The organism is uncultured Parabacteroides sp. (assembly GCF_902493135.1).
Lineage (GTDB): Bacteria > Bacteroidota > Bacteroidia > Bacteroidales > Tannerellaceae > Parabacteroides.
Window position 1 is genome coordinate 1 of sequence record NZ_CABUOD010000017.1, and the last position, 17,144, is coordinate 17,144.

Consider the following 17,144-nt stretch of genomic DNA (forward strand, 5'->3'; position numbering starts at 1 on the left):
GATAAAATAAGCCTTATTTTCAATATTCGTCTATTTTTTAAATGAAAGAGCCGTGAGGGAATGATACATTTTATTTCAGGACAATCGTTCATTATCTGTTAAATAATTATCTTTGTCTCTTCTATCGCAATCAATAAAAGTAAAATATACATGGAAAGTTTCGCAACATTAATAAAAAGCAGAAGAAGTACCCGTAAGTTCACGGACCAGTTACTGAATCCCGATCAGGTGGAAATGATATTGAAAGCCGCTCTTATGGCACCGGCGTCCAAACGGAAAAATCCCTGGCAGTTTGTAGTCGTGGAGGACAAGGAGATGCTGGCCAAGTTGTCGACATGCAAACCGGCGGGAGCCGCTTTCCTGAAAGATTGCGCCTTGGCCGTCGTCGTGCTGGCGAATGTGATGGAAAGCGATGTTTGGGTGGAAGATGCTTCGATTGCTTCCATCTATATGCAATTGCAGGCCGAGGACCTGGGATTGGGAAGCTGCTGGTGCCAGATTCGCAACCGGCAGACGGAAGACGATGCGGATGCCGCCCAGTATGTGCGTGGCCTGCTCGACGTGCCTTACCAGCTGGAAGTCCTGTCCATTATCGGCATCGGATATAAGGACCAGGAACGTAAGCCTTTTGACGAATCGCACCTCCAATGGGAAAAGGTTCATCTCGGAACTTTCCGCATGCCAATCCAAAACCAACAGGAAGAAGCATGAAAATCATCTTTTTAGGCTCCGGAAACCTGGCAACGCGCCTGTCACTCGAAATGCATCGCAAAGGGATGCGGATCGGGCAGGTGTATAGCCATACGCCGGAAAACGCGCAGCAGCTTGCCGTCCGGTTGGGCTGTCCCTGGACGACCGACCCCGAAGCTGTCGGGACGGATGCCGACCTGTATGTCTTTTCGCTCAAAGATACGGTTTTGGCGGATGTGATTGCCCGTATAAGGCCGAACGACGGTTTGTGGGTGCATACGGCAGGCAGCATGCCGATGGACGTTTTCAGCGGATATGCCGCCAACTACGGAGTCATGTACCCGATGCAGACATTCAGCAAAACACGAGAGGTGGACTTCAGCGCCATTCCTTTTTTCCTTGAAGCGAACACACCCGGAAATGCCGGCAAGTTGCAACAGCTGGCGGAGAAGCTTTCGGGAAATGTCCGTTTCCTGTCTTCCGAAAAACGCAAAAGTTTGCATCTGGCGGCTGTCTTTGCCTGCAATTTCACCAACCATATTTATGCGTTGGCTGTTAAATTATTGCAGGAACAGGATATACCGGCCGATGTCTTGCTGCCGCTTATCGACGAGACGGCAGCCAAGATACACACGATGCCGCCAAGGGAGGCGCAGACCGGTCCGGCTATCCGGTACGATGAGAATGTGATCAATAAACATCTGGCTATGCTGGGCGATCCCGATATGCGGTCGATCTACCGGCTGATCAGCCAAAGCATACATAAGGAGGCACAACATGAGTAGTATCAATTATGATCTGAGTAAGATAAAGGCGTTCGTTTTTGATGTAGACGGCGTTTTGTCCTGTGATGTAATCCCGTTGCACCCGAACGGCGATCCTATGCGTACCGTCAATATAAAAGACGGCTATGCCTTGCAGCTCGCCGTCAAGAAAGGCTATCACGTTGCCATCATCACCGGGGGCTATACGGAAGCGGTACAGATCCGTTTTTCGCGTCTCGGCATTACCCATATCTATATGAGAAGCGCCGTAAAAGTCCATGACTACCTGGATTTCTTGCAAAAGACCGGTTTGCAGCCCGAAGAGGTCATGTATGCCGGAGACGATATCCCCGACTACGAAGTGATGACAATGGTCGGCCTGCCTGTAGCACCCGCTGATGCGGCTCCTGAGATCAAGCGTATCGCCAAATATATCTCCCACAAAGACGGGGGAGCCGGCGTTGCCCGCGATGTAATCGAACAAACCATGAAAGCCCAAGGCCACTGGATGGGTGACGAGGCTTTCGGCTGGTAGAAACCGACTGATAAAATAAAACGATGAAAAACATACTCCCCAACCTGAGCCGATATAAGATCGTATTAGGCTCCAATTCTCCCCGGCGGCGCGAATTGCTGGCGGGGCTGGATATCGACTTTGAAGTACAGACGATCCCCGGTATAGACGAATCCTTTCCCGAAACGCTGCGGCCGGATGAGGTGCCGGTCTATATTGCCGGGAAAAAGGCGGAAGCCTACATCCCTTCCATGTCGGCAGACGAGCTGCTGATCACGGCCGATACGATCGTGTGGACCTTCAGTGAAATCTTAGGAAAACCGAAAGGTCGCGAGGATGCCATCGCGATGCTTCGGAAACTGTCCGGACGCGTACACGAGGTGATTACCGGCGTTTGCATAACGACAAAGGAGAAAACGGTTTCCTTCTCCGCTTCGTCGGCCGTTAGTTTTGCCGGCCTGGATGAGGAGGAGATCGTCTACTATGTCGATAAGTACCGCCCGTTCGACAAAGCCGGCAGCTACGGCATACAGGAATGGATCGGCTATGTGGCGGTCGAGGCTATCAACGGCAGTTTCTATAACGTGATGGGGTTGCCGGTCAGGCTGCTTTACCAGGAGTTGAAGAAGTTCTGAAGATTGGACAAAATTCTAAGTTTTAAGGTGATTTATTGAAGGTAAGGCCGATAGGAAGTCCCTATTTTTGTGGTATTAACTTTTAAGTATCATGAAAAAGATCTACTATTTGCTTGCATGCCTGTTTTTCCTGCAATCCGTATTTGCGGCAGGAGAGAAACAATCCTTCGATGTCCGTTTGCAGAACGGGCTGAACATGAATGTGGGAGTCTGTACGGATGGAATATTCCGGATTCGGGTCACCCCTCGTTCAACCTTTTCCGAGTCGTTGATGCAACGTTACGGGATTATTAAAACGGATTGGGAGCCGGTTCCTGTCTCCCGAAAAGACAACAAACAGCAGTTTGAAGTCTCGACCGGCGCCTATCGGCTGAAAATCGATAAAAAGACCGGCGCCATATCCGTCTCCGACCGGAAAGGCCGGGTGGTTATCGAGAAAGCAATCTTTCTCACCTCTGCCGATCCGCTGTGTGCCGATCTGGGGGAAGTGATCAATGCCAGATACAAGGACATGAAAGTCCCCAATAACGGTACGATCATCGGCGACGACAAAAATCCGGGAAGCATGAAAGACCAGGCTGAAACCGGCGATTACAAGAACACCAGTATCCTCTCGATCTCGCTGAAAGACGGCGAGCGTTTCTATGGCGGCGGCAGTACCAGCCGCGACCATATCCAACATCGGGGCGAACTGTTGCGCATGTGGACCACTTACCAGCACACCGAGATCCCGATGCCTTTTATGATCAGTTCCGAAAACTGGGGCATCTTCAATAACACGACGCGGAAGAACTTCTTCGATATCGGCAACTACCAGCCGGATGTTTTCTCTATCTATAATACGACGGACGAGGCGGATTTCTACCTGATGTTCGGCAATTCGATGCCCGATGTGATCAACGATTATACGGCTATTACCGGTCGGCCTTACCTCTTGCCGAAATATGCATACGGGTTGTGTTTCGGCCCGAATATGCTGGAAGACCAGTTCGACATCCTGAACGATGCCGTGCGTTTCCGTGAGATGGGTGTCCCTTGCGACCTTTTCTGGCTCGAACCGCAATGGATGGAGAAACGCTATGATTTCTCGACCAAGAAGAAATGGAACTACCAGAAGTTTTCGGCTGAGGCTTATTGGGATTCTACCCGCTATCCGAAGAAAGAAAACCATCGTTTGCTGATCGGCCGCCTGCATGGGATGGGCTATCACATGGGACTTTGGCTTTGCATCGAGTATGATCTGAGCGTTCCGGAGGAGGATGCGTTGGCAAAGGCGATGGGGAAGCCTCTTTCCGGGCAGGAGTATTGGATGGATCATCTGAAGAACTTCGTGGACAATGGCGTGGACGGTTTCAAGATGGACCCCGCACGTACGATAGACGAACATCCGAATTTCAAGTATTACAACGGACATACCGACAAGGAGATGCACAACCTGAACCAGGTCCTTCTGCCGAAGCAGATGTATAAGATGATGCGTGGACACACCGGACTCCGTTCCTGGCATCATTATACCGCCGGTTGGTCGGGGACGCAGCATTGGAGCGCGTCCACCAGCGGCGACAACGGAGGAGGGCGTACGGCATTGTTCGACCAGTTGAACCTCGGCATGAGCGGCTTCCTCAATACCTCCTGCGACGTGATGAATGTCAACAAGGACGAGGAGTTGCAAAGTCTGCATTTCGGCCTTTTCCTGCCGTGGGTACAGATCAATAGCTGGTATTCCCTGCACCAGCCGTTCTATTTTCCGGAAAAGGAGAAGAAGATGTACCGGGAGTATGTCAAGTTGCGTTATGCGCTGATGCCCTATATCTATTCGGCCGCACTGGAGGGAGCACAGACGGGTATGCCGATCGTGCGCTCCATGCCTTTGATGTTCCCTGATGACCGTAAGACGGATGATATGGTCTACCAGTATATGTTCGGCCAGAGTTTTCTGGTCGGTATCTTCAGTGATTCGATCTACTTGCCGAAAGGAAACTGGTTTGACTTTTGGACAGGCGAGAAGCTGGCCGGCGGAAAAGAAATCAGACATGCGATACCTGATAACCGTGCAGGGCTGCTGTTCGTTCGCGAAGGGGCGATCATACCGTTCCAGAAAGATATGCAATTCATCGGGGAGAAACCGTTGGACACCCTGATGGTGAAAGTATTCCCCAAAGATATCTCCTCCTATACGATGTATGAAGATGACGGTAAAACCTATTATTATGAAAACGGAGCGATTGCCGCCACCCGTTTCGAATGCAAGCAGAGCGGGCAGAAGGTCGAGTTCACTGTCTTCCCGGTGGAAGGAGCATATGACGGTATGTGCAAAGCGCGGACATACGAATTGGAGATCGACGCCCCGCAACGCCCGTCGGAAGTGCTGGTCAACGATATCCCGGTAACGGACTGGCTGTATGGCGACGATCACAAGGTACGCGTCAGTTTGCACCAGGAAAATAACGAGCTGGTGAAAGCCACGCTCCGTTAGTTCAGTTCGTTCCGCTCTTCATTTTGATAATATTCGATCAGGTATAAGGTTTTGGCTAAAGACGGGCAAATAGGAAGTACCACAGGACGATCCGGATTCCATTCCGGGTCGTCTGTTATCATTTCGGAAAGCGGACCGGCATGCATGAGTATGAGCCGTGTAGATGTGACGGCCGTTGCAAGAAATGATTTTTCGGCAGGCAGTAATACAAAATGCCCTTCGTCCACATCGGCAACCGGCATCTGGTCCCTGTTATAGATCACCAACTTTCCGGAAGAGACGAACAATAAGACATTGCCGGTGTCATCCGTATTACATAAAATCTCGCCTGCTTTTCCTATTTTACACTCAAACTGGTCCAGGACGTTTCTTATCATATTTAATCAATCAGGAATTATCCGAGCTTATCATTGTTTTCCGTTTAGGCAGATATTGGAGCATCCCTTTCGAGTATTCAATCTGGTGCTTCCCGTTCTCGTCGGCATATATCACATAGTATTCGATCTCTGGTAAGGAATCAGCCATTTGCCGGGCTTTTGTCAGTCCCATTGCCATAAATGCGGTGGCGTAGGCATCGGCTGTCATGCAGTCGTCTGCCACGATTGTGGCGCTCAAAACGCTCTGTTCGGCAGGATAACCGGTACGGGGATCGATCGTATGGGCATATTTCTTACCGTCTTTGATGTAAAAGTTGCGGTAATTGCCGGAAGTGGCGATCGCTCCCTTTTTGCATAGCTGGACGATTTCGTCATAATTGTTTTTGGTGCCGTCCGGATCTTCTTCGGGGAGGTTGATGCCGGTACGCCAGCATACGCCGTTCTGGTTGACGCCTTTTACCACCACTTCGCCGCCTATCAAAATCATATAGTTCTCCACCCCTTCCTTTTCAAGCAGGCGGGCAATCACGTCGCAAGAGTATCCTTTGGCTATGGCGGAGCAGTTCAGCAACAGGCGGGGATCGTCTTTCACGACTTTCTTGCCTTCCAGATGGACTTTCCGGTAGCCTACAAAAGTTTTGAGGCTGTCGATCATGGCAGGTGTCACACTGTCTTTCTTGCTGAAACCGAATCCCCAGAGATTGACTAAAGGGGCGCAAGTGATATCGAAAACACCATCCGAATTGCGGGAGACTTCCATCGCCTTGTCGAATACTTCCGTAAACCATTCGTCCGCTTCCACCGGTTCGTTATTATTCACTTTCGCGATGATCGAATTGGGGTTGAAAGGATTCAGGGACAGGTTGAACTTTTGCAGTTCGGCGTCGATTTTATCCGTTAAAATATGGGGCGCCTCATATTTGATCGTGTATAGGGTATGAAACACGGTGCCGCTTTCTTCGTAATATTGTTTTTTGTCTTTGCAGGAAACGAAGGCCAGAATCCCCAGTATAGCCAGTAAGTAAACTTTTTTATGCATCTTTTTGTCGTTTAGGCCACAAAGATAATGCAAATCGAATGCAGAGACAAATTTATTTGGTTCTGTCCTTTAGTGCGCACCCCGGACATCCGTGGCAAGGATCGTTCGCTTTGGGGGGATGTGCCAGGAATTTATATATTTTTCTTCCGATGTAGAAAATGACGATAAGGCCGATGATGGAAACTGCTATTTCTTGCCACATGATTAAAATAGATTTATGAAGAAATGACCTGTTTGGTAGACCACGCATGAGACGACCCACGCAAGTACACAGGTATAAATAATGACGAATATCCCCCATTTCCAGGAACCGGATTCGTGGACAATGGCCGATATCGTAGCGATACAAGGGAAATAGATCAGGACAAAGAGCATGAAACTCAGTGCGATCAAAGGGGTAAAGACCGGTTCCCCTTCGGCGTTCTTATCCTGCTTCAACCGTTCGGTCAGGACCTGGCTGTCATCCGACTCTCCCGTGTATAAGACGCTCAGCGTGCTGACGACGACTTCTTTGGCCGCCATGCCCGTCAACAGGCTGACACTCATCTTCCAGTCGAAACCCAGTGGATGGAGTGCCGGTTGTATGGCCTGGCCGATGCGGCCGATATAGGATGCCTGCTGATGATCCATCGATTTCAGGCGTTCCAGCTCGGCGATAGTTTCCGCTTTGTCTTCCGGGGTTGTATCGGACTGTTCCACTTCGGCGATCTGTTTGTCGAAAGCATCGCCGTTTTCCGAGTGGCGGGGGAAATATCCCAAGAACCAGATGATGATGGAAGCAACCAGGATGACTCCCCCCATCTTGTGCAGGTATTGCTTGGCTTTTTCCCACATGTGAATCATGATCGACTTTCCTGTCGGCATGCGGTAGGGGGGAAGTTCCATCACGAAAGGCACATCTTCGTCATTGAAGAGGAAGCGCTTGAACAGGCGTGCCATCAGGACGGCAAGCAGGATGCCCGAAGCATAGAGGATCAGCATGACCGTTCCGGCCGTCTGCGGGAAGAATGCGCCTGTCAGCAGGACATACACCGGAAGCCGGGCGCTGCAACTCATCAACGGGTTTACCAGCATGGTGATCATCCGGCTGTTGCGGCTTTCGATCGTGCGGGATGCCATGATGGCCGGCACGTTGCAACCGAAGCCCATCACAAGCGGGATAAACGATTTGCCGTGCAGCCCCATCTTATGCATGATCTTGTCCATGATGAAAGCGGCGCGCGCCATGTAGCCGGAATCTTCCATAAAAGAAATGAAGGCATACAGTATCAATATGTTGGGCAGGAATACGATAACGCCTCCCACGCCTCCTATAATGCCATCGACCAGCAAATCCTTCAACGGGCCTTCGCTCATGTTTCCACGTACGAACTCTCCGATCCAGCCTACAAACGATTCGATCCATTCCATCGGGTATTCTCCCAGGCGGAAAGTGGTTTCGAACATGATCCACATGAAAAGGATGAAGATCGGGAACCCCAACACTTTATGGGTTACGAACAGATCGATGATCTGGGTGCTCGTCGCTTCTTTTATTTTGTTTTGCTCGTAGGTCTCACGCAGTGCGCCGGAAATAAAACCGTAACGGGCATTGGTGAAGGCTGTCTCACAATCTTCTTTCAGAAGGGTTTCTATTTGAGCGACATTGCGGTCGCGTTCCTGAAGGACAGCTTGGGAACCGGGCATTGACTTTACGAACGATTCCACTTCCGGATCCCCTTCGAGCAACTTGATGGCAAGGTAGCGCTTGGAAAGGCTTTTGGGGACGTTCCCGTTCAGTTTCAAAGCATGCCTTACCGGATAAATGGCCTTTTCCAGTACATCGCCATAGTTGATATGGATATGACGGAGCACGGGATCTTCTTCTTCGTAGACCTTTATGACGCGGTTGAAAAGTTCTTCGATACCGAATCCGGTCTTACTGATGGTTGGGACGATCGGCGTACCGATCATCCTTGATAGCGAGTTATGGTCGAACTTATTTCCGTGCCGTTCCAGTTCGTCGTACATGTTGAGGGCGATTACCATGCGCACGTCCATGTCGATCAGCTGGCAGGTCAGGTACAGGTTGCGTTCCAGGTTGGAAGCGTCGACAACATTGATCACGACATCCGGCTGTTCTTCATTCAGATGCTTGCGGACGTAGAGCTCTTCAGGCGTGTAGGCCGATAGGGAATAGGTCCCCGGCAGGTCTACGATCTTGAAGGTGTATCCGTTCTGATGGAATGTCCCGGCTTTGGCGTCGACGGTCACGCCACTGTAGTTGCCGACATGCTCGTGTGCGCCGGAGGCGAAATTGAATAAAGATGTCTTACCGCAATTGGGGTTTCCGACCAATGCGACATTGATGGTCTTGCCTTTGTGCATCGCCATGGCCTGCAAGCTCTTGCCGGATGTTTGGATGTAGGAGTCGACCGGGCGGTTTTCCGGTTGCCCGGTTCCGGCTTCTGCGAATTCGGCCGCACTGACGACTTCTATCATTTGCGCGTCGTTTCGTCTCAGCGAAACGTCATACCCCATTACACGATAGTGTATAGGGTCTTTAAGCGGTGCGTTCTGGATGACGTCGACCTCTTTCCCTCTGATAAATCCCATTTCGATAATGCGCTTGCGGAAGGCTCCGCGTCCCATTACCTTTACTATAACCCCTTTTTCTCCTGTGCGAAGTTCTGATAGTCTCATCTTTTTTTAATCTTGTGCAAAGGTAGCATGAAATGGCAATATGGTCAATACCGTATTGTAGGTATTTTTTGTTAGTTTTGCTGCCGTAAAAGCTTTAATATACGACTATGCGGAACAAGGTTATATTATGTTTGGGGTCTAATACGGATTGCGAGGCGAATCTGAAGTCGGCGGATGAGCTGTTGCTCGCCTATTTCGGCTCGGTCCGGTTCTCCGAAGCGGCTTACACGAAGCCGGTAGGTTTGCCCGGTTCCGGCTTGTTCCTCAACCAGGTGGCCATCGCCGGTACGGATGTTCCGCTGGAAGGGGTGAGGCAGGCTTTGAAAGGAATGGAAAAACAATTGGGACGTATGCCGGACAGCAAACGAAAAGGGGAAATTCCGATCGATATAGACCTGCTTCTTTGGAATGGAACGATCCTGAAACCTGCCGATTGGGAAAAGGAGTATGTGCAACTACTCTTCCGTTCTGTTGCGGATGGATGCCATGATGATGAAAGGAGCGATGCGTATTCCCCAAGTGTCGGTGTGTATGATCAGTTTATTCATGATTCTGGCACACAGTCTCTTTAGCTTGTTTTTCCCGAAAGGGTTGTAGAACCCCAATTGTATAAGGAACAATCCGTCTTTCTTATCTGACAGATGGAGACAATATTCCTTTAGAGGGAGGATGCGTTCCATATAATTGCCGGTTTCCGGGTCGCAGGTATTGTGCTCGTCCTGATAGCCGGTTAACGTTGCAGCAGCTGTCCCGCTGTAGTTGTCCGATTTGATAAAATACCGGATATCCTCGTAGTTCATTCCGCGGGTGATGGCTGCATATTCATGGGCTTTGCTTTCCTCCATTTCCGGATGGGTCCGTTTGATGAACTCCAGTCTTTTGGTATAATAGTTCGGAGTGACGGCATTCCCTTTTTCATAGGCATCCATCTCTTTCCTGAGTTTTCTGCATTTCCAGAAATTCATCGGGTTGGAGCCGGTCATGAAGACCAAACCTAAATTTTCATTGAGCGAGGAGATGTCGGCGAAGAAATGTCGGAGGTTGTAAATATGTTCGATCACATCAAGCCCGACGACAAAGTGCGGCTTTACATGATTCTCTCGGCACCATGCGATCAGTTCGGGCGAATCGCCGCAAATGATCACGTCCGGCCCGGTTCCGAATGCTTTACTTACCTCTTCTACTGTCTTTACGGAGTCGGGATTCCGGTCGATGTAAATGACCTTGCGGACTCCGAACATTTTCATCAAAATGCTGAAAAAACCGCAGCCGCCTCCATAATCTACCATGATAAGCTCTTCTTCTTTCAATGGCGAGATCGATTTCACGGCGACCCGAACAAGAGCGTATATGTTTATGTAGTAGCAATTAGCTGATTTTAGGCCGGCTATATATTTTTTGTTATAGTCGCTGATCGGCAGTTGATCGAAATCGGTCTCTATTATTTTCCGTTCAAAATCCGTTAGGATTTTCAATGTATTATCTGTCTCCATAAATAAGATTGTTTAGGTGTTCGCCTTGATATTGATTGGAATAAGTCGGATAAAGAAAGTCGCGGCGCTGTTCGATCAGCTCCGGGGTCGTATCGGTATGCATCAATTCCCGACAAATGCGGATCATTTCGTCCGGAGTGTCGGCGATATGGCAGAGCTGCTCCAGTCCGCTGCCTGCTGTCATCAGCCGGTTGACCACTGTATGACGTCCGGCAAACAGGCTGTTCAGCAGTTTAAGTTTCAATCCGGTCGCCTGGAAAGTGATCAGGAGATGTATTTGTGCATCGCGTATCAACTTGTTCATCAGTTCTTCCGGCGGATTGGCTTCGATATGCACATTCGGATAGGGAGCTGCCGCTTTCAACAAAGAAGCTGGCGGGTTCATGCCGGCAATGATGCAACGGCAATTTAGTTTGCTGAACACGTTCCGGATGAGGAAGAGGGCCGCTTGCGTATTCTCGATCACGGATAGTTTGCCATGATAGAGGATGAAATCGGAAGAACCCGGCTTCACCGTGATCTGGTCGTTGGTGTGGAAGCAAGGTATGAACTCGACCGGCTTGTCGGGAAATTGTCGTCGGAGGTAATCGGCATCGGTTGCCGACACGGCGATAATCAAGTCCGCATGTTTCAGTATTTTCTGATAATGCTTGAATCGCCAGGCCTCTATCCGGAAGAAATTTTTCCTGATCGGATGGCTTTCCGCCTGGGCCAGGTGACAATAATAGTCATGTTCGATATTCGCTTCCCGGTAGATTTTTTTCCGGTTTTGCAGTCGCCGATCGTTTATGTAATAGCAGCAATGGAGCCCTTCGAACAGGATCGGGTAATCGTTCTTCAGCAGATTGGCAATCAGTTCAGGATGCTTGCGGCTGTAAACGTTATAAGGCAGCAGGGTCATATTGCTACGCAGCCCCGTGTGCCGTTTGTAATAAAATACCTTTTCGCAGACGGCTTCCAGTTCGGGCGAATGCGCACGCTCGTATTCGAAACAGTGTAAAATGATCTTTACACCGCAGTGGTGCAGAGCCTTCATCTTATAATATACATCGATGATCCCCCCGTAGTTGGCAGGCCAGGGAATATTGAAAGCTATGATGTTCAGGTGCCTTTCCATATCTGTCATTTGCTGTTTAGCCGTGTAAAGATACACATAAATTGTTCAGCTTGTTTTTTACGGGAGAAACGTTCCACGGCTTTTTTGTCCGTATCTACGTGCGTATATCCGTTAGCCTGCCAGAACTGGTAATGGTGCAGGATAAAACGATAGGCCTCTTCGGCCGTCCGGGCTGCCAGCCCTGAACGGGTTTCCCGGATGGTGGCTTCGAGGCAACTTTCGTCACTCCTTACGCAGAGCAACGGTTTTTCGACAGCCATCGATTCGAAAAGCTTCGTCGTCATAAATCCTTTGGGCCCGTCGGAGGCAAAGGTATTGGCGAGTTGCAGCAGGATGGAACTGCGGTTCAGCACGCCGGGGATCTCGGAGGCGGGAACATACCCGAAAAAATCCATATATCGGGCGACCGGGTAAGCGGCGGCGGCCTGCATGATGATCGCTTTTGATCCGGCGTCGACATACCATTGGATGCGGAACCTGTCCGGATCGATGAGCTTTTCACGATCCAACCGGCCGACGGCCTCGAATAGCAACCGGGGGTCACGTGTCGCCAGGCTGATCAAACGTCCGGTATAGGTGATGACGAATTGGGAGGTCCGGTGCTGTTCCGGATAGAAGAGTTCCGGATCGTAGCCGTTGTAAACCAACTCCGTGTCGGGATTGTATGTTTTGAGTTTTTCCACGTGCCAGGGGGAAATGGTCGTGACCCGGTCTGCCTTTCTCAGCGCGTCGTTTCTGTCCTGTAACAGCTTACGACGGAATGCCGCCGTGATCTTCCTGTCCAGCCAGGGAAAGGTGCGGAAGCTGTGGGCGATATATTCGTTGGAGGCATATTGCTCGACTATATCCCGCAAGTCGATCACTAACGGCAGATGATGTTTCTCCGCTACGTACCGGGCGGCCGGCAGGGGGAACGCCCGGTATGAACTGCACAGGATTCCGTCGTAACTTCCTTCTTCCAGCAGGCCAGAGGCGGCTTTTGCCATCTTCTTGTCTTTATAATGGAAAAAGTAGTCGAGTATGAATACGCATATCCACTCTAACTTCTGTCTGATTTTCCCTTTGCCACGAAAGAAGTTCACATACGTGACAGGCGTTTCTCCCTTCAGGAAAGAAAAAGTGTCGTCATCGATTTGCTCGGTGACAACGATAGGTTCCCATCCGGCCCGCTTCATATATTTGCATAAATAGCCCATTCGCGGTCCGAATGCAGGAGGAAACATATCACATAATATCAGTATCTTCATGATTTTATCAGTTCTTCAATGAGGGCGGCGAATAGTTTTCGTTGCCAGTCGACAGAGACATTCGGTTTGATCCGGGTGGTGACGGAGTCGTTATGCCAGAGCAACACCAGTTCGCCGTTGGCACGTGCCACCTGTTTGGCAAGTTGCATCGAGCAGGCAAGCGCATCCGCATAGCCGAGATTCATATAAACCGGTTCGTTCAGGCTGCATTCCATAATAGCCAGCGGGTGGAGGAGAAGTGGCGAGATGCGTTTGTTCTCCGGATTAATCCAATGGACCGGACGGGAAGTGCCGAGGCGAAAACCGGCAACGTCCGGATAGCCCATCGTGAAATCGTCCGTAATTCCTGCTTTTTCCAGCCATGCCATATCTTCCGGTTCGCGTGAGGCCAGATAATGATGCCGGTTGTAAATGACGGATTTTCCGGTCTGTCTCTCCAGCAATTCTTTTTCCGTTGAGATGAGTGCCGGAGTCTTGCCGGCATCGTAACTGGCATGCAGCCCGATCCCTGCATTTTCGGTTTTAAAAAGGAGCAATAGCTCTTGTAAATCTTTCGAATACAGTTTATAGTGAGGCTTGTCGTAAACGGATGAACCGCCTGACTTGATAAAGAACAGGGATTCGCAACGGTCTTTTCCGATAGCCGCCTTTAATTCGTTTTGTTGTTTTAGGAGCCAGGGGAATGTGTAGAACGGATCTTCCTGTAACGGACCGTGAAACATCTTCCAGGCTTGTTTCAGTCCTGTGCCTTTCACCGTTTCCCGTATCAGGTTGCGGAAAGTCCGGCAAAAGAAAGGTGCATCCACATCGTGCGTCAGCCATACTTTTTGTATGCGTGGGGCCGGTTCGACGGCCGACTGTACACGTGCCTGGCGTAACCAACGGCGCAACAACCTGCCGTATTCGTCGACTACCGGACGATGGATGAATCCGGCTTTAAAGGGCAGGGACTCTTTTCCGGGGAAGCGGCCGTGGATGTCCCGTATGTTCCGTTTCCGTATTTCTTCATATCGCGTGAGCAGGAAATAGGCGCTGGCGATGATGTCGGAATGCACCACCCAAATATCGCCTTTCCATTCTGTTTTGGAAGAACCGAAAAGCAGTGGTACGCCTTCTATCTCTTCCAGTGGCAGTTTGGGCATGGACTCGGCTGTCCCGTAAACTTCATCCCGAAAGAAAGGGGAGGGGATGATGACTACGCGATAGCGGGAGAATTCGTTCGGGTCCGATGTGTAACCGACAAGGCTGCTCAGCGCACCGGCTTTTTCTCCTCCTATCAGGAATTTGATGATATAAGAAATAACGGCTTTCATACTGTCTTACAGCTTTACAGGAACAGGCGGACCACCTCGAATGCTTCTGCATAAGGACAGCCGGCTTGTACGCCGCGTGTTTTTGCCAGCGAAAAGATGAACTCTTCGGATAGGTAGTCGCGTGCTCCTTGTGATTCGTATGCTTTTAATGCTTCGACTTTGGCCTGGATGTGCTCCCTGTTTAGTTCGACGAAGCATTGCGTGTTAAATGTCAGATTGTTCCAAATCAACTCGTAGCCCAGCAATGTCGTGTTCTTGAAAGCGCGTAGGCCTTCTTGGGCGATCGTCGTATGGTCCTGGTGAATGTCGTGCAGGCTTGGAATGAAGACGAGGTCAAAGCTGTTTGCTTTTTTTAGGCGGATCAGTTCTTCCAATATCTCCTGCCGGACATATCCGAGTTTGCGGACTTCGTAATTGTAGATGATGAGGTTTTCAGGCGATATCCCCAATTGGGCGGTTGCTTTTCTGACTTCCGTCTTCAAAACATCTTTCGGAAAACCTTCGGGCACGGACTGCTGGGCGGTCGAAAAAGCGACATAGGTCACCTTCTTTCCCAATTCGATCAGTTTGCTTATGGTCCCCCCCAGTCCCAATTCCCCGTCGTCCGTATGGGGAGCCAAAACCAGTATATCATTATAGCTGTTCAGTATCATAAATTATCTATCTGTTTATTATCCTTCCTATTTTTAAACAGGCCCTATTTAATAAACTTAATTTTCCTTTGGTTATTGTGAAGAAGGGGGTTTGAATTGCACCGAATTCACGGAAAAAACGTTCGACTCCCGGAATCATAGAACCTTCGAAGTCGAATACGTTTGTGAATAGTGAAACGTAACGGATACATTCCCACAATATTAGGCTATGTGCTCCCGACTCCCGAAGAGCCGGATCTCCTCCACCGGCCAGATACCAGGCGGAACTTTCTTGCCAGACGACAAAAGCGGCAGCATGCAAACGTCCTTGTTCGTCATAACCGCCCCATAAATCTCCCTGCTCCCGTTTGCGGCAGGTGTCGATCAGCCGGGTCAGTATTTCCGTATCTTCTTTATTTATGACCTGCTGACGCTCGAACGTTTGTGCCTGTACCTGTAAGAATTCTTCGATGGAAATGCCTTTTTTTACCGTGATACGGTATTTGTCTCTGGCTTTTATGATATTCCGGCGAGTGTTGGAACTCATATTTTCCAGCATTGCTTCCGTGTTCCGGATATCCTTCAGCAGATAGGTGTAGCGTGTTGTCTGCCGGTAACCTTCCCAGTAAAAAGGAAGCCAGTCTGTGATTCCGTAATGGAAATTTTGCAGGAAATGCGGATAGGGTTCGAGCGCGTTGAGCAGTTGCTTGCATAAAGTTTGCCGGCGACCTAATGCTTTGGTGTATTTGGTATCTTCGGATTCCGGTGCGAACCACGGTCCCATCGTCTGTGTGTAAGGGGGCATCGAGACGATTCCCTGCCGGGGGATATAAAGAGGCATTGCAGCCCTGATCCTCTCTTTCTCTTCAACCAGCAAGACTTCCCATTTGTCTTTGCCACAAACCGTATCGAGCCACCAGTCACGTGAGAAGATGGGAATACTGGTTTCTGTCTTACAAAGCAAATGGTATTTGTCTTTCATGTCGATGGATGATTGATTTAAGTTTTGCCGGCAAATGTCGATCGATCGTCATTTACCGGCAAAAGGATAACTTCCCGCTTTTGTGTTCCGGCTGCGGTTTACTCTTTAGACGAACTTTTCTTTGCCGGGAGATTGCCGTCTTTTAGAGATTCGAATATAAGAGTGGATAGCTCGTCCGCCAATTCGGGATTGTCGGCAACACATTGTTTGGCGGCATCGCGTCCTTGCCCTAACTTCGTATCGTTGTAGCTATACCATGATCCGCTTTTTTTGATGATGTTCAGGTCGGTCGCCAGATCGATGATTTCACCGGCTTTGGAGATGCCTTCACCGAACATGATGTCGAACTCTGCTTTGCGGAAAGGAGGAGCGACCTTGTTCTTGACTACTTTAACGCGCACCTGGTTGCCCTTGATATCGTCGCCGTCTTTCAGTTTGCCGATGCTGCGGATATCCAGGCGGACAGAAGCGTAGAACTTCAACGCATTACCGCCGGTGGTCGTTTCGGGATTGCCGAACATCACACCGATCTTGTCACGCAATTGGTTGATGAATATGCAAGTCGTGTTGGTCTTATTGATCGCAGCCGTCAACTTACGAAGCGCCTGAGACATTAACCGTGCCTGCAATCCCATCTTGCTTTCACCCATGTCGCCTTCGATTTCCGCTTTCGGGGTCAGGGCGGCAACCGAGTCGATTACGATGATATCCACAGCAGACGAACGGATCAGCTGTTCGGCGATTTCCAGCGCCTGTTCGCCGTTATCCGGTTGGGAAATCCACAGGTTTTCGACGTCTACTCCCAACTTCTCTGCATAGAAACGGTCGAAAGCATGTTCCGCATCGATAAATGCCGCAATGCCACCGTTTTTTTGTGCCTCGGCAATCGCGTGGATCGCAAGGGTTGTCTTACCGGATGATTCCGGCCCGTAGATTTCGATCACACGGCCTTTGGGATAACCTCCCACGCCTAACGCAGCGTTGAGGGCGATGGAGCCTGTCGGGATCACTTCGATATTTTCGACACTTTCGTCGCCCAATTTCATGATCGAACCTTTTCCGTAGTTCTTCTCGATCTTGTCCATTGCTGCGCGAAGCGCTTTCAATTTGTCTGCGTTTACAGCCGGTTTCTCGGCTGCAGGCTGCTTGCCTTCTTCGAATAAATCTTCTTTTGCCATTTCCT

Annotated in this window: 16 protein-coding genes; 6 read left to right on the forward strand and 10 right to left on the reverse strand. The window is 49.9% G+C overall.

Annotated elements, in window-relative coordinates:
- Positions 1-150 precede the first annotated feature (150 nt).
- The 5 genes from RDN79_RS09450 to RDN79_RS09470 all read left to right on the forward strand — a co-directional run bounded on the left by RDN79_RS09450 (position 151) and on the right by RDN79_RS09470 (position 5,079).
- Positions 151-711, forward strand: coding sequence for a nitroreductase family protein (locus RDN79_RS09450; RefSeq protein ID WP_298548843.1), 561 nt, complete (start codon positions 151-153; stop codon positions 709-711).
- A complete protein-coding gene (locus tag RDN79_RS09455) occupies positions 708-1,475 on the forward strand; it encodes a Rossmann-like and DUF2520 domain-containing protein (RefSeq protein WP_298548841.1) in 768 nt (255 codons plus the stop codon). Before RDN79_RS09450 ends, RDN79_RS09455 begins: the two co-directional genes overlap by 4 nt.
- On the forward strand, positions 1,468-1,989 hold the full coding sequence (locus RDN79_RS09460; RefSeq protein ID WP_298548839.1) for an HAD family hydrolase: 522 nt from the start codon (positions 1,468-1,470) through the stop codon (positions 1,987-1,989). The genes RDN79_RS09455 and RDN79_RS09460 overlap by 8 nt, the downstream gene beginning before the upstream one ends.
- A gap of 23 nt (positions 1,990-2,012) precedes the next feature.
- Entirely contained in the window at positions 2,013-2,603 is a 591-nt protein-coding gene (locus tag RDN79_RS09465; protein ID WP_298548837.1) for a Maf-like protein, read from the forward strand.
- A gap of 91 nt (positions 2,604-2,694) precedes the next feature.
- On the forward strand, positions 2,695-5,079 hold the full coding sequence (locus tag RDN79_RS09470; RefSeq protein ID WP_298548835.1) for a TIM-barrel domain-containing protein: 2,385 nt from the start codon (positions 2,695-2,697) through the stop codon (positions 5,077-5,079).
- Here the strand turns inward: RDN79_RS09470 and RDN79_RS09475 are convergent.
- The 3 genes from RDN79_RS09475 to feoB form a co-directional block, all read right to left on the reverse strand.
- Positions 5,076-5,456: a hypothetical protein gene (locus tag RDN79_RS09475; RefSeq protein WP_298548832.1), complete on the reverse strand. Its 381-nt coding sequence runs from the start codon at positions 5,454-5,456 to the stop codon at positions 5,076-5,078. The two genes, RDN79_RS09470 and RDN79_RS09475, sit on opposite strands and share 4 nt — an antisense overlap.
- Before the next feature lie 10 nt (positions 5,457-5,466).
- Positions 5,467-6,495, reverse strand: coding sequence for an FAD:protein FMN transferase (locus tag RDN79_RS09480; protein WP_298548830.1), 1,029 nt, complete (start codon positions 6,493-6,495; stop codon positions 5,467-5,469).
- 204 nt (positions 6,496-6,699) lie between these two features.
- On the reverse strand, positions 6,700-9,177 hold the full coding sequence (feoB, locus tag RDN79_RS09485; protein WP_298548828.1) for a ferrous iron transport protein B: 2,478 nt from the start codon (positions 9,175-9,177) through the stop codon (positions 6,700-6,702).
- 131 nt (positions 9,178-9,308) lie between these two features.
- On the opposite strand from feoB, the gene RDN79_RS09490 reads away from it, so the two are divergent.
- Complete coding sequence (locus tag RDN79_RS09490) at positions 9,309-9,749, forward strand: 2-amino-4-hydroxy-6-hydroxymethyldihydropteridine diphosphokinase (protein ID WP_308573180.1); 441 nt, start codon at positions 9,309-9,311, stop codon at positions 9,747-9,749.
- Here the strand turns inward: RDN79_RS09490 and RDN79_RS09495 are convergent.
- From RDN79_RS09495 to recA, 7 genes are all read right to left on the reverse strand, one after another.
- A complete protein-coding gene (locus RDN79_RS09495; RefSeq protein ID WP_298548825.1) occupies positions 9,633-10,670 on the reverse strand; it encodes a hypothetical protein in 1,038 nt (345 codons plus the stop codon). The genes RDN79_RS09490 and RDN79_RS09495 overlap by 117 nt on opposite strands.
- Positions 10,657-11,787, reverse strand: a complete 1,131-nt coding sequence (locus tag RDN79_RS09500; RefSeq protein WP_308573181.1) for a glycosyltransferase — start codon at positions 11,785-11,787, stop codon at positions 10,657-10,659. The genes RDN79_RS09495 and RDN79_RS09500 overlap by 14 nt, the downstream gene beginning before the upstream one ends.
- Positions 11,788-11,792: 5 nt before the next feature.
- Positions 11,793-13,034 carry a glycosyltransferase gene (locus RDN79_RS09505; RefSeq protein ID WP_298548820.1) on the reverse strand — a complete coding sequence of 414 codons (1,242 nt, stop codon included), beginning with the start codon at positions 13,032-13,034 and terminating at the stop codon, positions 11,793-11,795.
- The gene (locus RDN79_RS09510; RefSeq protein WP_298548818.1) at positions 13,031-14,347 is read right to left on the reverse strand and encodes a polysaccharide deacetylase family protein; all 1,317 of its coding nucleotides are present in this window, start codon (positions 14,345-14,347) and stop codon (positions 13,031-13,033) included. The genes RDN79_RS09505 and RDN79_RS09510 overlap by 4 nt, the downstream gene beginning before the upstream one ends.
- 14 nt (positions 14,348-14,361) lie before the next feature.
- Positions 14,362-15,000 (reverse strand): PIG-L deacetylase family protein, encoded by a 639-nt coding sequence (locus RDN79_RS09515; protein ID WP_298548815.1) that lies wholly within the window; start codon positions 14,998-15,000, stop codon positions 14,362-14,364.
- A 7-nt stretch (positions 15,001-15,007) separates the two neighbouring features.
- Complete coding sequence (locus RDN79_RS09520; protein WP_308573200.1) at positions 15,008-15,967, reverse strand: GNAT family N-acetyltransferase; 960 nt, start codon at positions 15,965-15,967, stop codon at positions 15,008-15,010.
- A gap of 92 nt (positions 15,968-16,059) precedes the next feature.
- Positions 16,060-17,139, reverse strand: a complete 1,080-nt coding sequence (gene recA / locus RDN79_RS09525; RefSeq protein ID WP_298548810.1) for a recombinase RecA — start codon at positions 17,137-17,139, stop codon at positions 16,060-16,062.
- Positions 17,140-17,144 lie beyond the last annotated feature (5 nt).